This window comes from Streptosporangium sp. NPDC049644 (assembly GCF_040675205.1).
Classification (GTDB): Bacteria; Actinomycetota; Actinomycetes; order Streptosporangiales; family Streptosporangiaceae; genus Streptosporangium; species Streptosporangium fukuiense.
This window is the reverse complement of record NZ_JBFAOJ010000043.1, coordinates 55,123-73,683: the sequence shown is the minus strand read 5'-3', so window position 1 is coordinate 73,683 and position 18,561 is coordinate 55,123. Positions and strand designations below refer to the sequence as shown.

12 protein-coding genes are annotated in these 18,561 nt (G+C 71.3%); 6 read left to right on the top strand and 6 right to left on the bottom strand.

The features are described 5' to 3' along the window. The first annotated feature begins 262 nt into the window (after positions 1-262). From AB0J58_RS23795 to AB0J58_RS23775, 5 genes are all read left to right on the top strand, one after another. Complete coding sequence (locus tag AB0J58_RS23795; RefSeq protein ID WP_364218825.1) at positions 263-2,215, top strand: sensor histidine kinase; 1,953 nt, start codon at positions 263-265, stop codon at positions 2,213-2,215. Positions 2,216-2,300: 85 nt separating this feature from the next. Beyond that, on the top strand, positions 2,301-3,794 hold the full coding sequence (locus tag AB0J58_RS23790; protein WP_364218823.1) for a BTAD domain-containing putative transcriptional regulator: 1,494 nt from the start codon (positions 2,301-2,303) through the stop codon (positions 3,792-3,794). A gap of 2 nt (positions 3,795-3,796) precedes the next feature. After that, positions 3,797-5,893: a sensor histidine kinase gene (locus AB0J58_RS23785; protein WP_364218821.1), complete on the top strand. Its 2,097-nt coding sequence runs from the start codon at positions 3,797-3,799 to the stop codon at positions 5,891-5,893. Between the two features lie 58 nt (positions 5,894-5,951). After that, entirely contained in the window at positions 5,952-6,842 is an 891-nt protein-coding gene (locus AB0J58_RS23780; RefSeq protein ID WP_364218819.1) for a hypothetical protein, read from the top strand. A 229-nt stretch (positions 6,843-7,071) separates the two neighbouring features. Then, positions 7,072-8,856 carry an NAD+ synthase gene (locus AB0J58_RS23775; RefSeq protein ID WP_364218817.1) on the top strand — a complete coding sequence of 595 codons (1,785 nt, stop codon included), beginning with the start codon at positions 7,072-7,074 and terminating at the stop codon, positions 8,854-8,856. Between the two features lie 132 nt (positions 8,857-8,988). Here the strand turns inward: AB0J58_RS23775 and AB0J58_RS23770 are convergent, their stop codons facing one another. The 3 genes from AB0J58_RS23770 to AB0J58_RS23760 all read right to left on the bottom strand — a co-directional run bounded on the left by AB0J58_RS23770 (position 8,989) and on the right by AB0J58_RS23760 (position 12,642). Further along, the gene (locus tag AB0J58_RS23770; RefSeq protein WP_364218815.1) at positions 8,989-9,636 is read right to left on the bottom strand and encodes a TetR/AcrR family transcriptional regulator; all 648 of its coding nucleotides are present in this window, start codon (positions 9,634-9,636) and stop codon (positions 8,989-8,991) included. A 7-nt stretch (positions 9,637-9,643) separates the two neighbouring features. Further along, positions 9,644-11,206 carry an MFS transporter gene (locus AB0J58_RS23765; protein ID WP_364218813.1) on the bottom strand — a complete coding sequence of 521 codons (1,563 nt, stop codon included), beginning with the start codon at positions 11,204-11,206 and terminating at the stop codon, positions 9,644-9,646. 233 nt (positions 11,207-11,439) lie between these two features. After that, complete coding sequence (locus AB0J58_RS23760) at positions 11,440-12,642, bottom strand: MFS transporter (protein ID WP_364218811.1); 1,203 nt, start codon at positions 12,640-12,642, stop codon at positions 11,440-11,442. Between the two features lie 208 nt (positions 12,643-12,850). On the opposite strand from AB0J58_RS23760, the gene panB reads away from it, so the two are divergent. Next, positions 12,851-13,699 (top strand): 3-methyl-2-oxobutanoate hydroxymethyltransferase, encoded by an 849-nt coding sequence (gene panB, locus AB0J58_RS23755; RefSeq protein ID WP_364218809.1) that lies wholly within the window; start codon positions 12,851-12,853, stop codon positions 13,697-13,699. 65 nt (positions 13,700-13,764) lie between these two features. On the opposite strand, the gene AB0J58_RS23750 is transcribed toward panB, so the two are convergent. From AB0J58_RS23750 to AB0J58_RS23740, 3 genes are all read right to left on the bottom strand, one after another. After that, complete coding sequence (locus AB0J58_RS23750) at positions 13,765-14,676, bottom strand: threonine/serine dehydratase (RefSeq protein WP_364218807.1); 912 nt, start codon at positions 14,674-14,676, stop codon at positions 13,765-13,767. 91 nt (positions 14,677-14,767) lie between these two features. Next, positions 14,768-15,940 carry an aminotransferase class I/II-fold pyridoxal phosphate-dependent enzyme gene (locus tag AB0J58_RS23745; protein WP_364218805.1) on the bottom strand — a complete coding sequence of 391 codons (1,173 nt, stop codon included), beginning with the start codon at positions 15,938-15,940 and terminating at the stop codon, positions 14,768-14,770. Between the two features lie 217 nt (positions 15,941-16,157). Then, positions 16,158-18,326 carry a peptidase domain-containing ABC transporter gene (locus tag AB0J58_RS23740; RefSeq protein WP_364218803.1) on the bottom strand — a complete coding sequence of 723 codons (2,169 nt, stop codon included), beginning with the start codon at positions 18,324-18,326 and terminating at the stop codon, positions 16,158-16,160. Between the last annotated feature and the right edge of the window lie 235 nt (positions 18,327-18,561).

Genomic DNA, 18,561 nt, shown 5'->3' with positions numbered 1-18,561 from the left:
AAACAACACCAAACACAAACCCCACTTCCCCACCCCCCCGCCCTCCCCAACCCCCCCCGTTCCGCCGGGCCGGCCCCGCCCCCCCCCCCCCCCCGGGCGAGTCCGCCCGGGTGGGAGCGGGCCGGGTGAAAGCGCCTGCCGATGATCGGGCCGGCTCCGGGGCTTCGTACGAGATACGCCCTCCTTTGATCTCTTATTGATTGGTTTGCGCTTCAAGCCGGTTAAGGTCCTTCCAAGTACCAGATGAAGGGCCTGAACCACCATGCGCGGGCTGAACCTGTCGATCTCAACGGTGACGCCCGTCCAGGGGCGGGTCGCGGCGGTGCTGATCACCAGCGCGTCCGTCGCGATGGTGTGCGTCAACGTCTGGGTCACGGCGCAGCTCCCGCAACCCGACTACACGCCGCTGCCGTTCGCGCCGGAGGACGTGGCCGGCACCGCGTTCCCCATCCTTGGCGCGCTGCTGGCGTTCCAGCGGCCCCGGCTGGTCATCGGCTGGCTGCTCTGCCTGGGCGGACTGTTCTCCGCGCTGAACAGCCTCACGGTGAACCTCGCCCTGCTGGGGGTGATGCGGGAGTGGACGACCGCGCCCAAGGTGCTCTGGACGGTCGCCGGGGTGAGCTGGAGCCTGACCATCCTGCTTCTGGTCGTGCTGCTGCCGCTGCTCTACCCGGACGGGAGACTGCCCTCCCCGCGCTGGCGACCGCTGGTCTGGGGCTCGGTCGCCGTCCTGGCGGTCGAGGCGTTCGCGATGGAGTTCATATCCTCGCCCGAACGGTCGGAGCCGCACCCCTTCACGTTGTTCCTGTACACGATCACCAACGCGGTGATACTCCTGGCCTTCGTCTCGCTGGCCGCCCGGTTCCGGAGATCGGGCCCGGAGGGGCGCAGACAGATCCTGTGGCCGCTGGTCGCGATCGCCACGGTCATCGTCCCCTGGGTGCTCGGCAACCCGGTGTGGTGGCTGGCGTCGTTCACGATCCCGCTGGTCCCGCTCGCGATCACCTTCTCGGTGCTGCGGTACCGCCTCTACGGGATCGACACGCTCGTCACCAGGGCCCTGGTCGGCGCGGGCCTGGTCGGCGTGATCGGCGGGGTGTACGTGGCGGTGGGCACCGCCTCCAGTCTGTTCCTGTCCGACGTGGACCGGATCGGCGGCCTGGTCGCCGCGCTCTGCGCGGGGGCGTTCTTCCAGCCGATACGGCGGGTGCTCCAGCGCGGCGCCGACCGCCTGCTCTACGGCAGCAAGGGCGACCCGGTGGCGCTGGCCGCCGAACTCGGGCGCAGGCTGCAGCACACCGATCCGGCGGGCGGGCTGGCCGCCGCCCTGGAGGTACTGCGCGACGGTCTGGCCGTCACCGGTACGGGCGTGCGCTTTTCCGGCGGCTGGCCCGAGGAGGCGACGGCGGGGACACTGGAGGAGGTGGTGCGCGACATCCGGCTCGTGTGGCACGGCGAGCCCGTCGGCCGCCTGCTCATCGGCCCCCCGGGTGCCAGGCGTCTGCCGGCCGCGCACAACGAGCGGGTCATCGCCGCGCTCACGCCGTACGTGGCGGACGCGGCCCACGCGGTCCGGCTGGTCGGCGCGCTGCGGCGTTCCCGGGAGCGGATCGTCACCACCCGCGAGGAGGAACGCCGCCGTCTCCGCCGCGACCTGCACGACGGCCTCGGCCAGTCGCTCAGCGGGATGGCGATGTCCATCAACGCGGCCAGGCACTCCCTGCGCGTCTCCCCCGAGACGGCCGAGCGCATGCTCAGCGAGCTGCGCTCCGGCATGGACAGCGTCACCAGCGACATCAGGCACCTGGTGTACGGCCTGCGACCGCCCACCCTCGACGAGCTGGGCCTGGCCGGCGCGGTGGCGGAGATGGCGGGCTCCGGCGCCACCGTGGAGGTCAGGGGCGAGCTGTCGGGGCTGCCCGCCGCCACCGAGGTGGCCGCCTACCGGATCGCGCAGGAGGCGCTGACCAACGCCCGCAAGCACGCCGGCGCCACGACGGTGCGGCTGTCGCTGGAACGCGGCGAGGACTTCTTGAGCATCCGGGTGCACGACGACGGGGTCGGCATCCCCGCGGAGCGTCGCTTGGGGATCGGGCTGGCCTCGATGCGCGAGCGAGCCGCCGAACTCGGCGGGACATGCATGATCACGACACCTCCCGAAGGGGGCACCATGGTCGAAGCCGTTCTTCCGGTGAACTTGAATGTGGAGATATGACCACCGATGATTTCTTACAGCCTGCGAACGATGGTGAGTATTGCCCTATGACGTTGGCCCAGGTAGCTCTAGCCTTACGCCTGCAATGCTGACATTTCGTGCTCTCGGACCGTTCCAGGCGCGCCACAACGGCGCGCTGCTCGATCTCGGCGGCCAGCGCCAGATGGCGGTGCTGGCCCGGCTCCTCGTAGCCGGTGGCCGCGCCGTCCCGGTGACCATGCTGATCGACGAGCTGTGGCCGGGTGAACCTCCGACCCAGGCCCTGTCGACCATCCAGGGATACGTGTCGCGGCTGCGGCGTGCCCTGGAACCCGGCCGCGCGCCGCGGGAGGAGGCCGAGGTACTGGTCTCCGCCCCGCCGGGCTACGCGCTGCGCGCCTCAGCGGACCAGGTGGACTCCTGGATGTTCGAGAACGCGGTCAAGGCCGGTGGCGAGCCCGCCGAGGTGTGGAGTCGGCTGGAGGCCGCCCTCGCACTCTGGCGTGGCCCGGCCCTCGCCGAGTTCTCCGACCTGCCGTGGGCGGTGACCGAGGCGGGCCGGCTGGAGGAGCTGCGGCTGATCGCGGTCGAACGCCGCGCCGACGCGGGACTCCTCCTGGGTCACTCCGGTGCCCTGGTCGCCGACCTGGAGGCGCACGCCTCGGCGCATCCGCTGCGGGAGGAGGCCTGGCGGCTGCTCGCGCTGGCCCTGTACCGCAACGGCAGGCAGGGGGACGCGCTGGGAGCGCTCCGACGGGCCAGGGGGATGCTCCGCGACGAGCTCGGCCTCGACCTCGGCGCCGCCCTGCAGCGCCTGGAGTCCGACATGCTGGCCCAGGCCGTTCACCTCGACCCGCCCGCGGAGCCGGTCGCCGCGCGCCCGGCGGAACCGGCGGCACCACGCCCGACGGCCACCGAGGAGCGGGCGCGGGCGCTGCCCGGGCTGCGAATCGTGGTGGTGGACGACCAGGCCCTGGTCCGCACCGGCCTGCGCGTGGTGCTGGACAGCGAGCCCGGCTTCGAGCTCGTCGGGGAGGCGGAGAACGGCGAGCAGGCGATCGCCGTGGTCCGGGAGACCGCTCCGGACCTGGTGCTGATGGACATCCAGATGCCCAGACTGGACGGGCTGACCGCCGCGCGGCGGATTCTGGCCGACGAGGCACCGCCGAAGGTCGTCATGATGACCACCTTCGGCACGGACGACAACCTCTACGCGGCGCTGCGCGCGGGGGTGAGCGGGTTCGTCCTCAAGACGTCGGCGCCCGAGCAGCTCATCACCGCGATACGAGCCGCGCAGGCCGGGGACGCGCTGATCGACCCCGCCGTCACCACCCGCCTGATCGCGGCCTTCGCCGGGCGCACCAACCCGTCCGCGCCGCCCGGCCTCGCCGGTCTCGGCGACGCGGACCTCGACCTGATGAAGCTGGTCGCCAGAGGGCTGACCAACCGGCAGATCGCGGCGACCCTCGCGGTCTCCGAGCGGTCGGTCTCACAGTCGGTGGTCAAGCTGCTGGACCACCTCGGGCTGTTCGACCGGGCCCAGCTCGTCGTCACCGCGTACGAGTCCGGGCTGGTCAACCCCGGCGACGTGGGCAGATAGCGATGCATCTGCGGGCACGGGAGCACGGCCGGGTGCTCGACGGTATCGGCGACGTGCCCAGACGGGCCGTCGACGCGCTCACCGTGCCCGCCGGGCCCGCCGTGCCGCTCTCGCGCACTCTGCCGCGCTCGCCACGGCGGCTCGCCGCCGTGGCGATGGCCGCCCTCTCCGTGGGACTCATCGTCGGCGGGGTCGTGCTCCGCCTCGATGCGCCGCCCGAGTGGCACCCGGAGGCGAACGGCACGCCCCAGCTGATGGCGGGGCTGATGTTCCCCGTGGTGGGCGCCTTCCTGCTGGCCCACCGCGCGCGTCCGGCCACGGCATGGCTGATGTGCGTGGGCGGCCTGCTGTGCGCGATCGACATCTTCTCCGAGTCGGTGCTGTTCGCCTTCGCCGCGGCGGGAGACATGGACATGGCCGGCTATTTCCGCTGGCCCATGGTCATCGGCCACCAGGTCGGCGGGATCCTGCTGGCGGTCATACTCCCGCTCTACTCCCCCGACGGCAGGCTGCCCTCCCGGCGCTGGCGGCCGATGGTGGCGATCAGCGCGGTCGTGGTGGTGATCGTCACGCTGCTCGACGTCACCCGCCCGACACCCGACCAGGCGAGCTACCCCTGGCCGCGGATCATTCCCAACCCGCTCGCGCTGGAGGCCACGGCCCCCTACAGCATGGCCCTGCGCCAGGCGTTCGCCCTTCTGATATCGGTCCTCGCGTTGCTGGCGCTGGTCTCCCTGGTGTTGCGCTTCCGGCGGGCGGGCCCCGTACTGCGCCGGCAGATCGCCTGGCCGCTGTTCGCGTTCGCCTTCTACGTCGCCTGCCTGCTCGCCGGATCCGACTGGTGGCCGGCCGCCACACTCTGGACCGCGCTGATCCCGGTGGCCATCACCTTCTCGGTGCTGCGCTACCGGCTCTACGGCATCGACACCGTGGTCAGCCGCGCCTTCGTCGCCGCCGGGTTGATCGCCGCGGTCAGCGTCATCTACGCGGTCGGCGCGGTCGCCGGGCTGGCCCTGTCGGGATACGACCGGGTCGGCGGCCTGATCGCGGCCCTGCTCGCCGGAATGATCTTCCATCCGCTCCGGCACAGGCTCAGGAACCTGGTGGACCGGCTCATGTACGGCACGCACGGCGACCCGCGGGCGTTCGCCGCGCGCCTGGCCGGCGAGGTCCGCGAGACCGAGCCGACCAACGCGCTCGCCGCCGTCGCCGCGGTGGTCAAGGACGGGCTGAGCGTCACCGGGGTCGCGGTCGAGGTGTACGAACCCGGCGCCAGGCAGATACAGGTCGGCCTGCTGGGCCCGGCGCCACGCGGTGTACCACTGGTCTGGCACGGCGAGCCGGTCGGGCTGCTGCTGCTGGGCTCCCCCGGCCCCCGCAGGTTCGCCGCCGCGCACAACGACCGCCTGATCGCGGTGGCCACGCCGTACGTCGCCGACGTGGTGCACGCGGCGCGAATGACCGCCGACCTGCAGCACTCCCGGGAGCGTATCCTCACCGCCCGCGAGGAGGAGCGCCGCCGTCTGCGCAGGGACCTGCACGACGGGCTCGGCCACGCGCTGACCGACATGGCGATGGTCATCAACATGGCCAGGATCAGCCTGCGCACCGCCCCCGACTCCGCCGACCGGCTCCTGGCGGAGCTGCGCGCCGGCATGGACACGGTCAGTGAGGAGATCAGGGAACTGGTGTACGGCCTGCGGCCGCCCACCCTCGACGATCTGGGCCTGGCGGGGGCCGTGCGGGCCCTCGCCCAGGAGGGCACACCGAGGGTCGCCGTGGAGACCGAGGGCAACCTGTCGGACCTGCCCGCGGCGGCCGAGGTGGCCGCCTACCGCATCGCGCAGGAGGGGCTCACCAACGTCCGCAAGCACGCAAGGGCCAGCTCCGCGACCATCTCGCTGCGGCGCGGGGAGTCACTGGTGGTGCGTGTCCAGGACGACGGGCACGGGCTGCCCGCCGGCCCCCGCTCGGGAGTCGGACTGCTCTCCATGCGCGAGCGCGCCGCCGAGCTGGGCGGGACCTGCGTGATCGAGGCGGCCCCCGGTGGCGGCACGGTCGTGGAGGCCGTGCTGCCGATCACGGCCGACCGCCGGTAAACCTTCTGCCACTCTCGGGACTCTAACTCCGTTAAGGAATCGACCCGAGGAGATCTCCTTGAAGTACTGGGCACTGGCCGCCGGCGCCGCACTCGCCGTGTCTGCCACCGCCACCCCCGCGGTGGCCTCACCCCGGACGGCTCCCGTGGCGGGCGCCGTCTACTTCCGCCACACCGGCAACGGGATCGAGGCGCTGACCCACCGGGGAGGCTGGAGCCGCCTGACCGCCGGAGGCGGGGCCTTCGCCGGCCAGTTCGCGGTCGCGCCCGGCGGCGGCAAGGTCGCCTGGATCGACGACAAGAGCAGGCTGCACGTCAGGTCGGCCACCGGGGACAGGGTGATCGCCAAGAACGCCGCCTACGGCGGTCCCTGCCTGACCCCGGCCTGGACCGCCGACGGCAAGCGGCTCGCCTACCCGGTGCGGGGCACGGCCGAGGCCACCACCGTGGCCGTGGTCGGCGCCGACGGCAAGGGCTCGGTCAACGCCGGCAAGACCCTCGGTCCCTGCCACCTGACCTGGTCGGCCGACGGCAGGACTCTCGCCGGGTACGCGGGCGACGTCAACGGCGTCTACCTCCTGGACACCAGGAGGCGTGTCTCCAGCCGCAGCCCCGGCATCAAGCTCGCCAACCACGTGGAGAGCCTGTCGCCCGACGGCCGCAGGGTGGTGGTCAACGCCATCGGCGCGAACGCCCCGGGCGGTGACGGTTCCTGGCCGCTGTCGTTCTCCCCGTCGATCTACGACACCAAGACCGGGGCGAAGGTCGCCATCCCGGTCAAGGGGCGGCTGCTCGGCGCGCGTTACCTGCGCGACGGCCGCCTGGCGGTCCGTGTCAGAGGCACGACCGCCAACACGATCGTGGTCCTCTCCCGCGCGGGCAAGGAGCTGCAGCGGGTGACCGAGCCGGCGGGGGCGAGGAACCTCGGGCTGGTCGGGGTTCTCGACTGACGCCTCTTGACGTCCCGCGTGCTGCCCGCCGGACGGCGACATCGGACGCCGGCCGACGGGCAACCGGCCATCGGAACGTGCCGTTCTCGTCGCACCTCACCGGTTTCCCGGACGACCCCCAGAGCTGGACCGCACCTTTCATCCCGATATAGCAGTAGATATGGGCAAAGCGCGCCCGGAGGGATCACCTGAACGGTGATCCCGTGGTACGTCCCAATAGGATGGGCACGTGGCTCAACTCCGTATCGCCCTGGCCCAGAGCAATCCCGCCGTCGGTGACCTGGCCGCCAACACCGACAGGCTCGTCGAGTGGACCCGGCGCGCCGCGGACCGCGGCGCGCACCTGGTCGTCTTCACCGAGATGTTCCTGACCGGCTATCCCGCCGAGGACCTGGTGTTGCGCACCTCGTTCGTGGAGGCGTCGATCTCCGCGATCGAGGAGGCCGCGCGACGGCTGGACGAGGCGGGACTCGGCGAGATCCCGGTCGTCGCCGGCTACGTGGACCGCGCGAATCTCGCCCCGCGGGTCGGCCAGCCCAAGGGCGCCCCGCTCGACGCGGCGGCACTGCTCCACCGGGGCCGGGTGGTCGTCAAGACCGCCAAGCACCACCTGCCCAACTACGGCGTCTTCGACGAGTACCGCTACTTCGTCCGCGGCGACCGGCTGCCGATCTTCCGGCTGCACGGCGTCGACGTGGCGATCGCGGTCTGCGAGGACCTCTGGCAGGAGGGCGGCCCCGTCGCCGTGGCGGCCGAGGCCGGAGCCGGGCTGCTGGTGGTGCCGAACGCCTCGCCGTACGAGAAGGAGAAGGACGACGTACGGCTGGCGCTGGTGGCCAGGCGTGCCCGCGAGGCCGGTTGCGCCCTCGCCTACGTCAACCAGGTCGGCGGCCAGGACGAGCTGGTCTTCGACGGCGACTCGCTCGTCGTCTCCGCCTCCGGCGAGCTCATCGCGCGCGCGGCGCGCTTCTCCGAGGAACTGCTGGTCACGGACCTGGAGCTGCCCGAGGCCAGGTACGGCGGACTCGGGGAGTTCCAGGTGGACGCCGGGGACAACAGCGTGATCACGGTGGAGCGGCTGGAGCTGTCGCCCCGCCCCCTGGAGCCGTACGAGCCGGAGCCCCCCACGCTCGCCGAGCAGCTCGACGACACCGCCGAGATCTACTCGGCGCTGGTCCTCGCGGTCCGCGACTACGTCGCCAAGAACGGCTTCGAGTCGGTCATCCTGGGCCTGTCCGGCGGCATCGACTCGGCGCTGACCGCCACGATCGCCTCCGACGCCCTCGGCCCCGACCGGGTGCACGCGGTGCTGATGCCCTCCCGCTACTCCTCCGACCACTCGCTGAGCGACGCCCAGGAACTGGTCGACCGGCAGGGGATCAACGCTCACACCGTGCCGATCGCCGACATCGTCAGCGGCTTCGAGAAGGAGATCGAGCTCTCCGGCCTGGCCGCGGAGAACCTCCAGGCCCGGGTGCGCGGCATGCTCCTGATGAGCCTGTCCAACCAGCACGGCCACCTCGTCCTCACCACCGGCAACAAGAGTGAACTGGCCACCGGCTACTCCACCCTCTACGGCGACTCCGCGGGTGGCTTCGCGCCCATCAAGGACGTGCTCAAGACCCTGGTCTGGGAGCTGTCGCGCTGGCGCAACGCCCAGGCGGGCCGCTCGGGCGAGTTCCTGCACCCCTTCGCGGTGCCGCCGATCCCGGAGAACTCGATCGAGAAGGAGCCCAGCGCGGAACTCCGCCCCGACCAGCGCGACACCGACTCCCTTCCCGAGTACGGGGTCCTGGACCGGCTGCTGGGCGACTACGTCGAGAGGGACATGGGCTCGGCCGAGCTGATCGCCGCCGGACACGATCCCGCGCTGGTCGCCCGGGTGATCCGCCTGGTCGACCTGGCCGAGTACAAGCGCCGCCAGTATCCTCCGGGCCCCAAGATCACTCCCAAGAACTTCGGCCGCGACCGCCGCCTGCCCATCACCAACCGCTGGCGCGAGACCGCCGGCTGACCGGGACCTCCCACGGTCCCGGCCCGCGGCCGTGCCCCCTTCGCGACCGGCCGGACGCCGGCGCGGCGGGACCGGAGAACGCGCGCGGGAGGGCGGAGGTCCGGCCCGGCACCGTGTGCCTCTCGGTGAGTCTCAGCCGGGGCCGAGGCCGGCCAGGAGTTGGTCGGCGATCCGTTCGGCCAGGTCGGAGGGGAGTTCGCCGTTCTCTTCCAGGCCCTCGGTGCGGATGTACCACATGACGGCGCCGACCACCGTCGCCATCGCGATGCGAACGTCGAGGTCGGCCCGGAGCTCGCCGGTGGCGATGCCGCGCCGCAGCAGGGCGGCGATCGCCGCCCTGCGCGGCTCGATGGTCGCCTGACGGATGCGTTCCACCAGGCGCGGGTGCCGCTCGGCCTCGTTCATCGCGATGTTCATCACGCAGCGGTTGCGCGTGTCGCACGCGTCCTGCTGGAAGACCCGCATGTAGGTGATCAGATCCTCACGGACCGAGACGCCCCCCGGCGCGGGAAACGGCCTCTTGAGGGTCGCCAGCGCGTCGACGAGCAGGTCCTCCTTGCTGGACCAGCGCCGGTAGATGGTGGTCTTGCCGACCCCCGCGCGAGCGGCGATGCCCTCGATCGACAGTTCGGAGAGGCCGCTGCTCTCCCCGACCAGGTCCAGGGTCGCCTCGATGATGGCCCTCTCCGCCCTGGCGCTGCGGGGACGGCCCGCGGGGCGGGTCGTCTGAGCCTGGGCTGTCCGGGTCTCGGCCATCTGGGTCTCGTCGGTGGTCGTCATCGCACCCCTACACTACTGCCGGTTCCTTCTCGCGATCGATACCCCGCGGGACGGGCGCCTCGGAGGGCGTGCCGGGCAGCCACCTGAGCACCACCAGGGCCCCCACCAGCGCGATGGCCGCGGAGACGAGGGCGGTGATGTGCATGCCCTCGACGAAGGCCAGCTTCGCCGGTTCGATCAGCGCCGCACCCCGCTCGCCGAGCCCCTGGGCCACGCCGAGCGTTCCGGTCAGCGACTCCCCGGCGACGTGCCTGAGCTGATCGGGCAGACCGGTCAGCGCGGGGGCGATCTGGTCTCGGTAGGTGGCCGAGAGCAGCGAGCCGAGCAGCGCGACCCCGAGCGCGCCGGCCACCTGGCGGACGGTGTTGCTCATGGCCGAACCGACGCCCGCCTTCTCCCTGGGGAGCGCCTCCATGATCGCGGTCGTCGCCGGAGGCATGATGTTGGCCATCGCCGCGCCCTGGACGAAGAACACGATCTCCAGCAGGAGGATCGGGGTGTGCTGGTCCATCAGTGCGTAGGAGGCCAGCGCGCCGGCCACGATGACCATGCTGACGGTGGCGGTCAGCCTGCCGCCGAAGCGCGCGGCCATCTGCTGGCTGAGCGGGGCGAAGATCAGCTGAGCGGCGGCGAAGGGGATCATCAGGGCGCCCGCCTGCAGCGGGCTGAAGCCCAGCACGATCTGCAGGTAGAAGACCAGGAAGAACATCGCGCCCATCATCGCGAAGAACACGATGCCGACCATGCCGACCGCGGTGGCGAAGCGCGGGTCGCGGAAGTAGCGGACGTCGAAGGCCGGGTGGTCGATGCGGCGCTCGTACCAGACGAAGGCGCCGAGCACGGCGATGCCGAGGATCGTCGGGATGAGCACTTCCGCGCTGGCGACCGTGGCCAGCTCGCCTCCCCGGATGATGCCGTAGGTGAGGGCGACGAGACCGACGACGGAGAGGATCACGCCGACCGGGTCGAGCCTGGACGGGCGCGGGTCACGCGACTCGGGTACGACCAGGCCGATCAGCACCATGCTGACCAGCACGATCGGCAGGTTGATCAGGAAGACCGACCCCCACCAGAAGTGCTCGATGAGCAGGCCGCCGGTGATCGGCCCGACCGCCACGGCCAGCCCCACGCCACCGGCCCAGACGCCGATCGCCTTACCGCGCTCCTGCGGGGGGAAGACGTTGGAGATGATGGCCAGCGTGGCCGGCATGATCGCGGCACCGCCGATGCCCATGAACGCCCGGGCGACGATCAGCTGCATGGGGTCCTGGGCGTAGGCGCTGGCCAGCGAGGCCAGGCCGAACAGGACCATGCCCACCATGAGCATGCGCCTGCGGCCGGTACGGTCGCCGATCACCCCGAAGGTGAACAGCAGGCCCGCGAAGACGAGCGTGTACGAGTTGATCGCCCATTCCAGCTGGCTCTGGCTGGCTCCCAGGCCTTCCGCCGGATCGGCGATCGTCTTCAGTGCGACGTTGAGGATGGTGTTGTCGAGCACGACCGCCAGGAGGCTGAAGACCAGCACTCCCAGGATCTGCCACCGTCTCGGGTGACCAAGCTGTTGTTCCACGAAGGCCCCGTTTTTCGATACGTATGAGTTTCGAAACACCACCGTAGCGCCGCCTTTTTCGATACGCAACCGTGTCGTTTCGTATTTATCAGGACATGTGCTGACATTCGACGGCGAACCGGCAAGGCAGATTGCCGTGGCCAAACAGGCGACGCCCCCTGACCAGGCCGGGCGGGAGCCGGACCCGGCCAGGGGGCGGCCACGGCAAGGGCGACGCCGGCCGGGGCAGGGGTTCAGGCCGCGACCGGGAGCGGCTCCTTCACCGAGCTCTCGGTGTGCCGCCAGAACGGCAGGGCGACTCCGACCATCAGCACGCAGCCCAGCCCCGCGGCGGCGAAGGCCCAGCCTGGACCGGGGCCGTCGATGATCACGCCCGCGATGGGCGCCGCGGAGGCGCTGCCGATCAGTAGCGCCGTGCCGTGCAGCCCCATCGCCTCACCTCGGGCCTCCGCGGGAACCCGGCGGCTCACGGTGTCGATCGAGGAGGACAGCGCGGGAGCGCACAGCACGCCCGCCGGCAGCAGGGCCAGGACCAGCCAGTACCAGTCGCCGCCGACCAGCCCGACGGGAATGGTGAGCACCCCCATGGCTCCGATCAGGACCAGCGGCGAGCGCCCACGGGGCAGCATGCCGTACACGAAGCCGCCGGTCAGCGAGTAGGCGCACCACAAGGCGATCGCCAGCCCGATCCACGCGGTGTCGCCGCCCTGTTTCATGGTCGCCACCAGGGACAGCTCGGTGGCGGCCAGCACGAAGGCCGCCGCGACGACGGTGCCGAGCAGTCCGAGCATGCCCGGGGTGAGCCACCGGCGGCGCGCGACCTTCGTCGCCGGCTCACGGAGTTCCTCGGCCGAGCGGATGGGCGGGTTCAGCACGATCAGCGCCGTCCCCGAGCCGACCAGACCTGCCGCGACGAGGACCATGGTGGGGACGCTGCCGAGGGAGGTCACCCCCGCGATCGCCAGGGCGGGGCCGGCCATGTAGGAGAGCTCCACGATTATGGAGTCGAGGGAGAAACCCATCCTGCGCTGGTCGACCGGGACCAGCGCCGTGAGGCACTGCCTGATCACGCTGAACACCGGGAGGGCGAGAAGCCCCGCGGGCACCGCGGCGACGAGCAGCACCGGGAACGGCATCGCCCACGCGGTGGACCAGAAGACGAGCTGGGCGAGCGTGGTCACCGCCAGCACCGGGCGCAGGCCGTGCCTGTCGACGAACCTGCCCGCCAGAGGTGAGCCGACGGCCATGCCCACGGTGCTCGCCATGGTCACCAGACCGGCCGCGCCGAAGCCGAGGCCGAGACCGCCGGGGTCGACGACATGCATCGTCAGCGTGATGGCGACCGCGGTCGAGGGAATGCGGGCGAGCAGCCCCACCAGCAACAACGACCGCACGCCCGGCAGTGCCAGCAGGCGGCGGTAAGGTTCTACAGCCATTGTGATTACTTACCTCCGTCAGCATTGTGCCGTATGCCCCCGACATTTCCGCCACCGGATTTACCGCGCGGGTGTGTGGTAGGCCACCCGGACCCCCACCGTCGGATTACCGGACCGACCGGGTCTGTTGAACCTGCCGAACGCGTGCAATCATCGGAACCGTCCGGGGACGCCATCAGGGGCGCCTCGAGACTTCACTGGAGGTCCCATGTCCTCTTCCTCTCTCCCCAGCCGGCCGACCCCTCTGTACGGCGGCAAGGCCGGGCGAAGGATCACCGTGCGCGACATCGCCAGCGCCAAGGAGCGCGGCGAGCGGTGGCCGATGGTCACCGCCTACGACGCGATGACCGCCAAGGTCTTCGACGAGGCCGGCATTCCCGTGCTGCTCGTCGGCGACTCGGCCGCCATGGTCGTGTACGGCTACGACTCGACGCTGCCGGTGTCGGTGGACGATCTCATGCCGCTGACCGCGGCCGTGGTACGCGGCTCCTCCCGCGCGATGGTCGTGGCCGACCTGCCGTTCGGCTCCTACCAGTCCTCTCCCCAGCAGGCCCTGGAGACGGCCGCCCGGTTCATGAAGGAGGCCGGCGCCCACGCGATCAAGCTTGAGGGCGGGCGGCGGGTGCTCCCCCAGGTCGAGGCGCTGGTCTCGGCGGGCATCCCGGTGATGGCCCATCTGGGCCTGACCCCCCAGTCGGTCAACGCGCTCGGCGGCTACCGGGTGCAGGGCCGCGGCCAGTCGGGTGACGAGCTGATGGCCGACGCCAAGGACCTGGAGTACGCCGGAGCGTTCGCCGTGGTCCTGGAGTGCGTTCCCGCCGAGCTGGCCGAGCGGGTCACCTCGTCCCTGTCGATCCCGACGATCGGCATCGGTGCCGGGCCCGGCACCGACGCGCAGGTCCTCGTCTGGCAGGACCTGATGGGCCTGACCACGAGCCCGGCCAAGTTCGTCAAGAAGTACTTCGACCTGGCCCACGAGATGGACCGGGCGGTGCGCAGCTTCGCCGACGAGGTGTCGACCGGCGCCTTCCCCGCTCCCGAGCACAGCTACAGCTGACGATTCCGAGCCCCGGCGTCCCAGGAAACCCTGGCGGCGCCGGGGCGTTCGGGCACGGCGCGAGATCAGACGAGGGTGGCGGGGTCGGTGTTGGCACCGCACACGACCACGGCCACCCGCTCCCCTTCGGCCGGGGTGTAGGCACCGGACAGCAGGGCCGCGTACGCGGTGGCGCCGGCGTGCTCGGCGGCGATCCGGTGCTCCCGCCACATCTCGCGCCGCGCCTCGACGATGGCCTCCTCGGGGACCAGCAGGCTCCGTATCCCCGCCGTGCCCGTGATCTCACAGGCGATCTCGCCCGCCCGGCTCGCGCCCAGGGCGTCGGCCCCCACCCCCGCGACCTCGACCCCGACCGGCCGGCCGGCCTCCAGCGCCCGGTGCAGGGTCGGGATGAGCTCGGGCTCGACGGCGACCACCCGGGCGTGGCCGTCGAGCGCGACGGTGATCCCGGCGACGAGCCCGCCGCCGCCGACCGCGACGAGGACCGTGTCGACTCCCCCGGTCTGCTCAAGGATCTCCAGGCCGACCGTGCCCTGCCCCGCGACCACCTCCGCCTGGTCGTAGGCGTGCACGTCCAGGGCACCGGTCTCGGCCGCGCGCTTGACGGACGCCTCGTAGGCGTCGGCGTAGACGGCACCGGCCTGGGTCACCCGCGCGCCCAGCGCGCGCAACCCGGCCACCTTCACCGGGCTGGACACCGTGGGCACGAAGATCTCCGCCTGGACGCCGAGACTCCGCGCCACGTACGCCACCGCCAGGCCGTGGTTGCCCCCGCTCGCCGCGATCAGCCCGGCCTCGGGGATCTCCCCGCCGGACAGGGCGCGGTTGAAACCTCCTCGCGCCTTGAACGACCCGGAGTGCTGCAATCCCTCCAGCTTGAAGAACAGCCCCGGCGACACCTCGACCACCGGTGTGCGCCGGACGTACCCCGCGATGCGCTCGGCGGCCCGCCGCACGTCCCCGATCGACACGCTCACGCGCGCCCCCTTTCCGCGAAGCGGCTTGGAAGGCGGCCGCCCCGTCCTTCCGGCGGCCCCGCGCCGCAGTCTAGGAGACACCCTGGATCCTTCAGGCGAGCGCCTGCTCGAAGTCGGCCCACAGGTCCTCGATGTGCTCGATGCCGACCGCCACCCGTACGGTGCCCTCACCGATCCCGTGCCGGGCGAGCTCCTCGGCCGTCAGCGAGCGGTGGGAGGTGGTCGCGGGGTGCAGGATGAGCGTCTCGACACCGCCGAGGGACGGGGCCAGCAGGGCCAGCCGCACCGAGCTCATGAACCGCTCACCCGCCGCCCGGCCGCCGACCAGGTCGAACGAGAAGACACCCCCGAAGTCGGGCAGGAGCTTGGCCGCCAGCCCGTACGAGGGATGCGAGGGCAGGCCCGGCCAGTGCACGACGGAGACCGCGGGGTGGTCGTTCAGCCGGGTGGCCAGCTCGCGGGTGTTGAAGCAGTGGCGCTCCATCCGCAGCGGCAGTGTCTGGATGCCGCGCAGGGTGAGCCAGGCGGCGAACGGGTCCGCGGTGGCGCCCAGCTTGACGTTGAAGGCCCACACCCTGCGGTACAGCTCCTCCGCGGCGAAGACGGCGATCCCGCCGAGCACGTCGGTGTGCCCGCTCAGGTACTTGGTCGTGGAGTGCACCACGATGTCGGCCCCGTGCTCCAGCGGCCGGCACAGGATCGGTGAGGCGAAGGTGTTGTCGACCACGGAGACGACTCCGGCCTCGCGTGCCGCCGCGCACATGCCCGGCAGGTCGGCGACCTGGGTCACCGGGTTGGCGATGGTCTCCAGGTAGACCAGTCTCGTCTCCGGCCGCACGGCCGCGCGCAGCGCCGCCGGGTCGTCCCCGGGGACGTAGGAGACCGAGATCCGGAAGCGCCGCTCCAGGTCGTTGATCATCGAGGCGGTGCCGCCGTAGAGCGCCTGCTGCGCGATCAGGTGATCACCGGGCTCCAGCAGCGCGAGCAGCACCGAGTTGACGGCCCCCATCCCGGAACCGGTGGCCACAGCCCCGACACCGCCCTCCAGACCGGCGACGGCCTCCTCCAGGGAGCGGACCGTCGGGTTCGACAGGCGCCCGTAGACGAAGGCCCCGTCCGGACGGCCCATCCCGTCGGCGAAGACGGCCGGGTCCTCGAAGACGAAGCCGGAGGTCTGGTAGAGCGGCACCGCGATGGGGCGGCTGCCGTTCAGCTGTGGCTGGGGAAGGTGGACGGTGCGGGTCTCCGGGCGAAAATCAGTCATGAGATAAGAATGTCCGGTTAACAGACCGTTTGTCAGATCCGACTGGTGCGATGTTCATCATCAAAAGCACAGATCACCCTGCCCAGGGCACCGGAAAGGCCACTGTGGCGGCGAGCACGGCGGCATCGTGGTCAAGGCTGTTCTCCCCGTCCGGCTGTGACCGGCGCGGGCAGGCCGTCAGCTCGCGGCGCGGCGCTGGACGTACAGGGTCTGTTCGTCACCGGCGCGCCTGGAGGTCGCCCGGCAGGGTCTGCGCGTCGACCAGCCGGGCGTACGGCCCGGCGGCTGCCAGGAGTTCTTCGTGGCGGCCCGCCTCGACGACGCGACCCCGATCCACCACGAGGATCACATCGGCGTCCCGGACGGTGCTCAGCCGGTGTGCGATCACGATGCGTGTCTGCTCGAACCCGGTCAGGTTGGCCTCGATCTCGGCCTCGGTCATGGTGTCCAGGTGACTGGTGGCCTCGTCGAGCAGCAAGATCTCCGGCTTGGCGAGTAGCGCCCGGGCCAGGGCGATGCGCTGCCGTTGTCCGCCGGAGAGACCGCCGCCTTCGGTCAGCAGCGTCTTGTACCTCATGGGCATGGCCGCGATGTCCTCGTGCACGCAGGCCAGTCGGGCCGCCTCCGCCACCTCGTCCGGGGAGGCTTCCGGCGAGCCGAGGGAGATGTTGTCGAAGATCGTTCCGGTGAACAGGGCGGGCTCCTGGGTCACCACCCCGAACCGGCGGCGCAACAGGCCTGGATCCAGGCGGCCGGCCGGGACTCCGTTGTAGGAGATCTCTCCCTCGGTCGGCGGGAACAGCCCGAGCAGCAGGCGAGCGAGGGTGCTCTTCCCCGACCCGGACCGTCCGACCAGGGCGATCTTCTGCCCGGCGCGAACTCTCAGATCGACGCCCCGCACGATCCATGGGCTTTCCTGCGTGTACCGAAAACCGACCTGGCGCAGCTCGATCGGGCTGTCCGCGCCATCGGCCTGACGGGGCGGGAGAGCGACACCTGATGAGGGGGACTCAGGATCGGTGTCCAATATGTCGGCCAGTCGTTCGGCCTGCACGCGGGCCATCTGGACGGCTCGTATGCTGCCGGTCAGCGATGCCAGCGGCGCCAGGGTCGCGGCGGCCAGCGCGAGGAGGCCGAGCATGGTGCCGGGGCTGAGGTGGTGGGTGACGACCTGCCAGGCGCCGACCCACAGCAGGGTCAGGGGGGCGCCGAACCGCAGCGCGGCCAGGGCGGTGTCCTGGCCTCCCTGGGCGACTCCACTCCGCCATACCTGCCGCATCTGAACGCCGAGCAGACGCACCCAGCGGTCAAGGATATGAGGCTCGACCGCCGACGCTTTGATCGTCTCGATTCCCCGGACGGCCTCGATCAACTGGCCCTGGGCGTCGTTCCGTGCCTCGTGCTCCCGATGGGCCAGCTCACAGAGCCACCGGTGGGTGCCGACGAGCAGAAGGATCTGTGCCGCCGCGAAGGCGACGAGCACTCCACCCAGGAGCGGGGACCGCACGGTCACCACCGCCATGTAGCCGACCGCGAGAGGCCCGTCGAGCAGAGCGGTCAGTGCCTGACCGGTGAGCATCTCCCGCAGAACGCCGACGCTTGAGATCCGCGAGACCAGGTCGGACGAGCTTCGATGGGCGAAGAACCGGAAAGGGAGCGCGAGCAGACGTTTCCCCAGATCGTCGAGGAGCGCGGTGTCCGCTCGGGTGCGTAATCCGACCAGTGCCCATGCCCGCACCCCGCCGACCACGAGCTGAGCGCATACCGCCGCGGCCACGCCGTACCCGAGCAAGGACAGCAGGTCGATCTCGCCGGCGGCCAGCACGTGGTCCACGACCAGCTCGGTCACGGCGGGCAGGACCAGCCCCAGGGCCTGCATGACAACGCTGAGCAGCGCGAGAAGGACCAGCACGGCGCGGTGACGTGACAGCAGGACGCGAGAGTACCGTGCCCACCAGTTCCCGCGCTCGCCGAACCGCCCTCTGGAGAAGTCCGCTCCGGCCTCGAGGGTGAGCACCACACCGCTGTAGTTTCGAGCGAACTCCTCGTGGGTGAGGCGTACCCGGCCCGGCCCCGGATCGACGATGGTGACGCGGGTCTCGCTCACGCGCTCGACCACCACGAAATGGCTGTTACGCCAGTAGGCCACGGCGGGCAGCGGAACCGAGGCCATCTCCGTGGCCGGGGTGGACAGCGCACGAGTGGTCAGCCCACGCGCCCGAGCCGTGCGGACCAGGGTCAGCGCGCTCACCCCGTCCCGCCCGATGTCCATCTCCTCAGCCAGGGCGCGCACGGAGACGCGGTGCCCGTGAGCGCTGAGGACCATGGCGAGACAGGCCGCTCCACACTCGACCGCGCTGTGCTGAAGGATGATCGGAACTCTCACAACACGATCAGTGTCGGGTGCTCTCCTTGCGTTTCACTTGGAGCCGGACCGCCGCCGCTTGGAGCCGGGCCACTACCTGGCCCGTTCCGAACGCCGCTCCGTTCGACGGGCCCTGACCGCCTGGAGCCGTCGTCGAGGTGGTCGCGCCCGGCCACGCGCGCATCGTGATCCCCCCAAGCAAATCACAAGGGAATCAATAGCCCCATGCCGGAGAGTGGACCCACCCGAGCCCTTC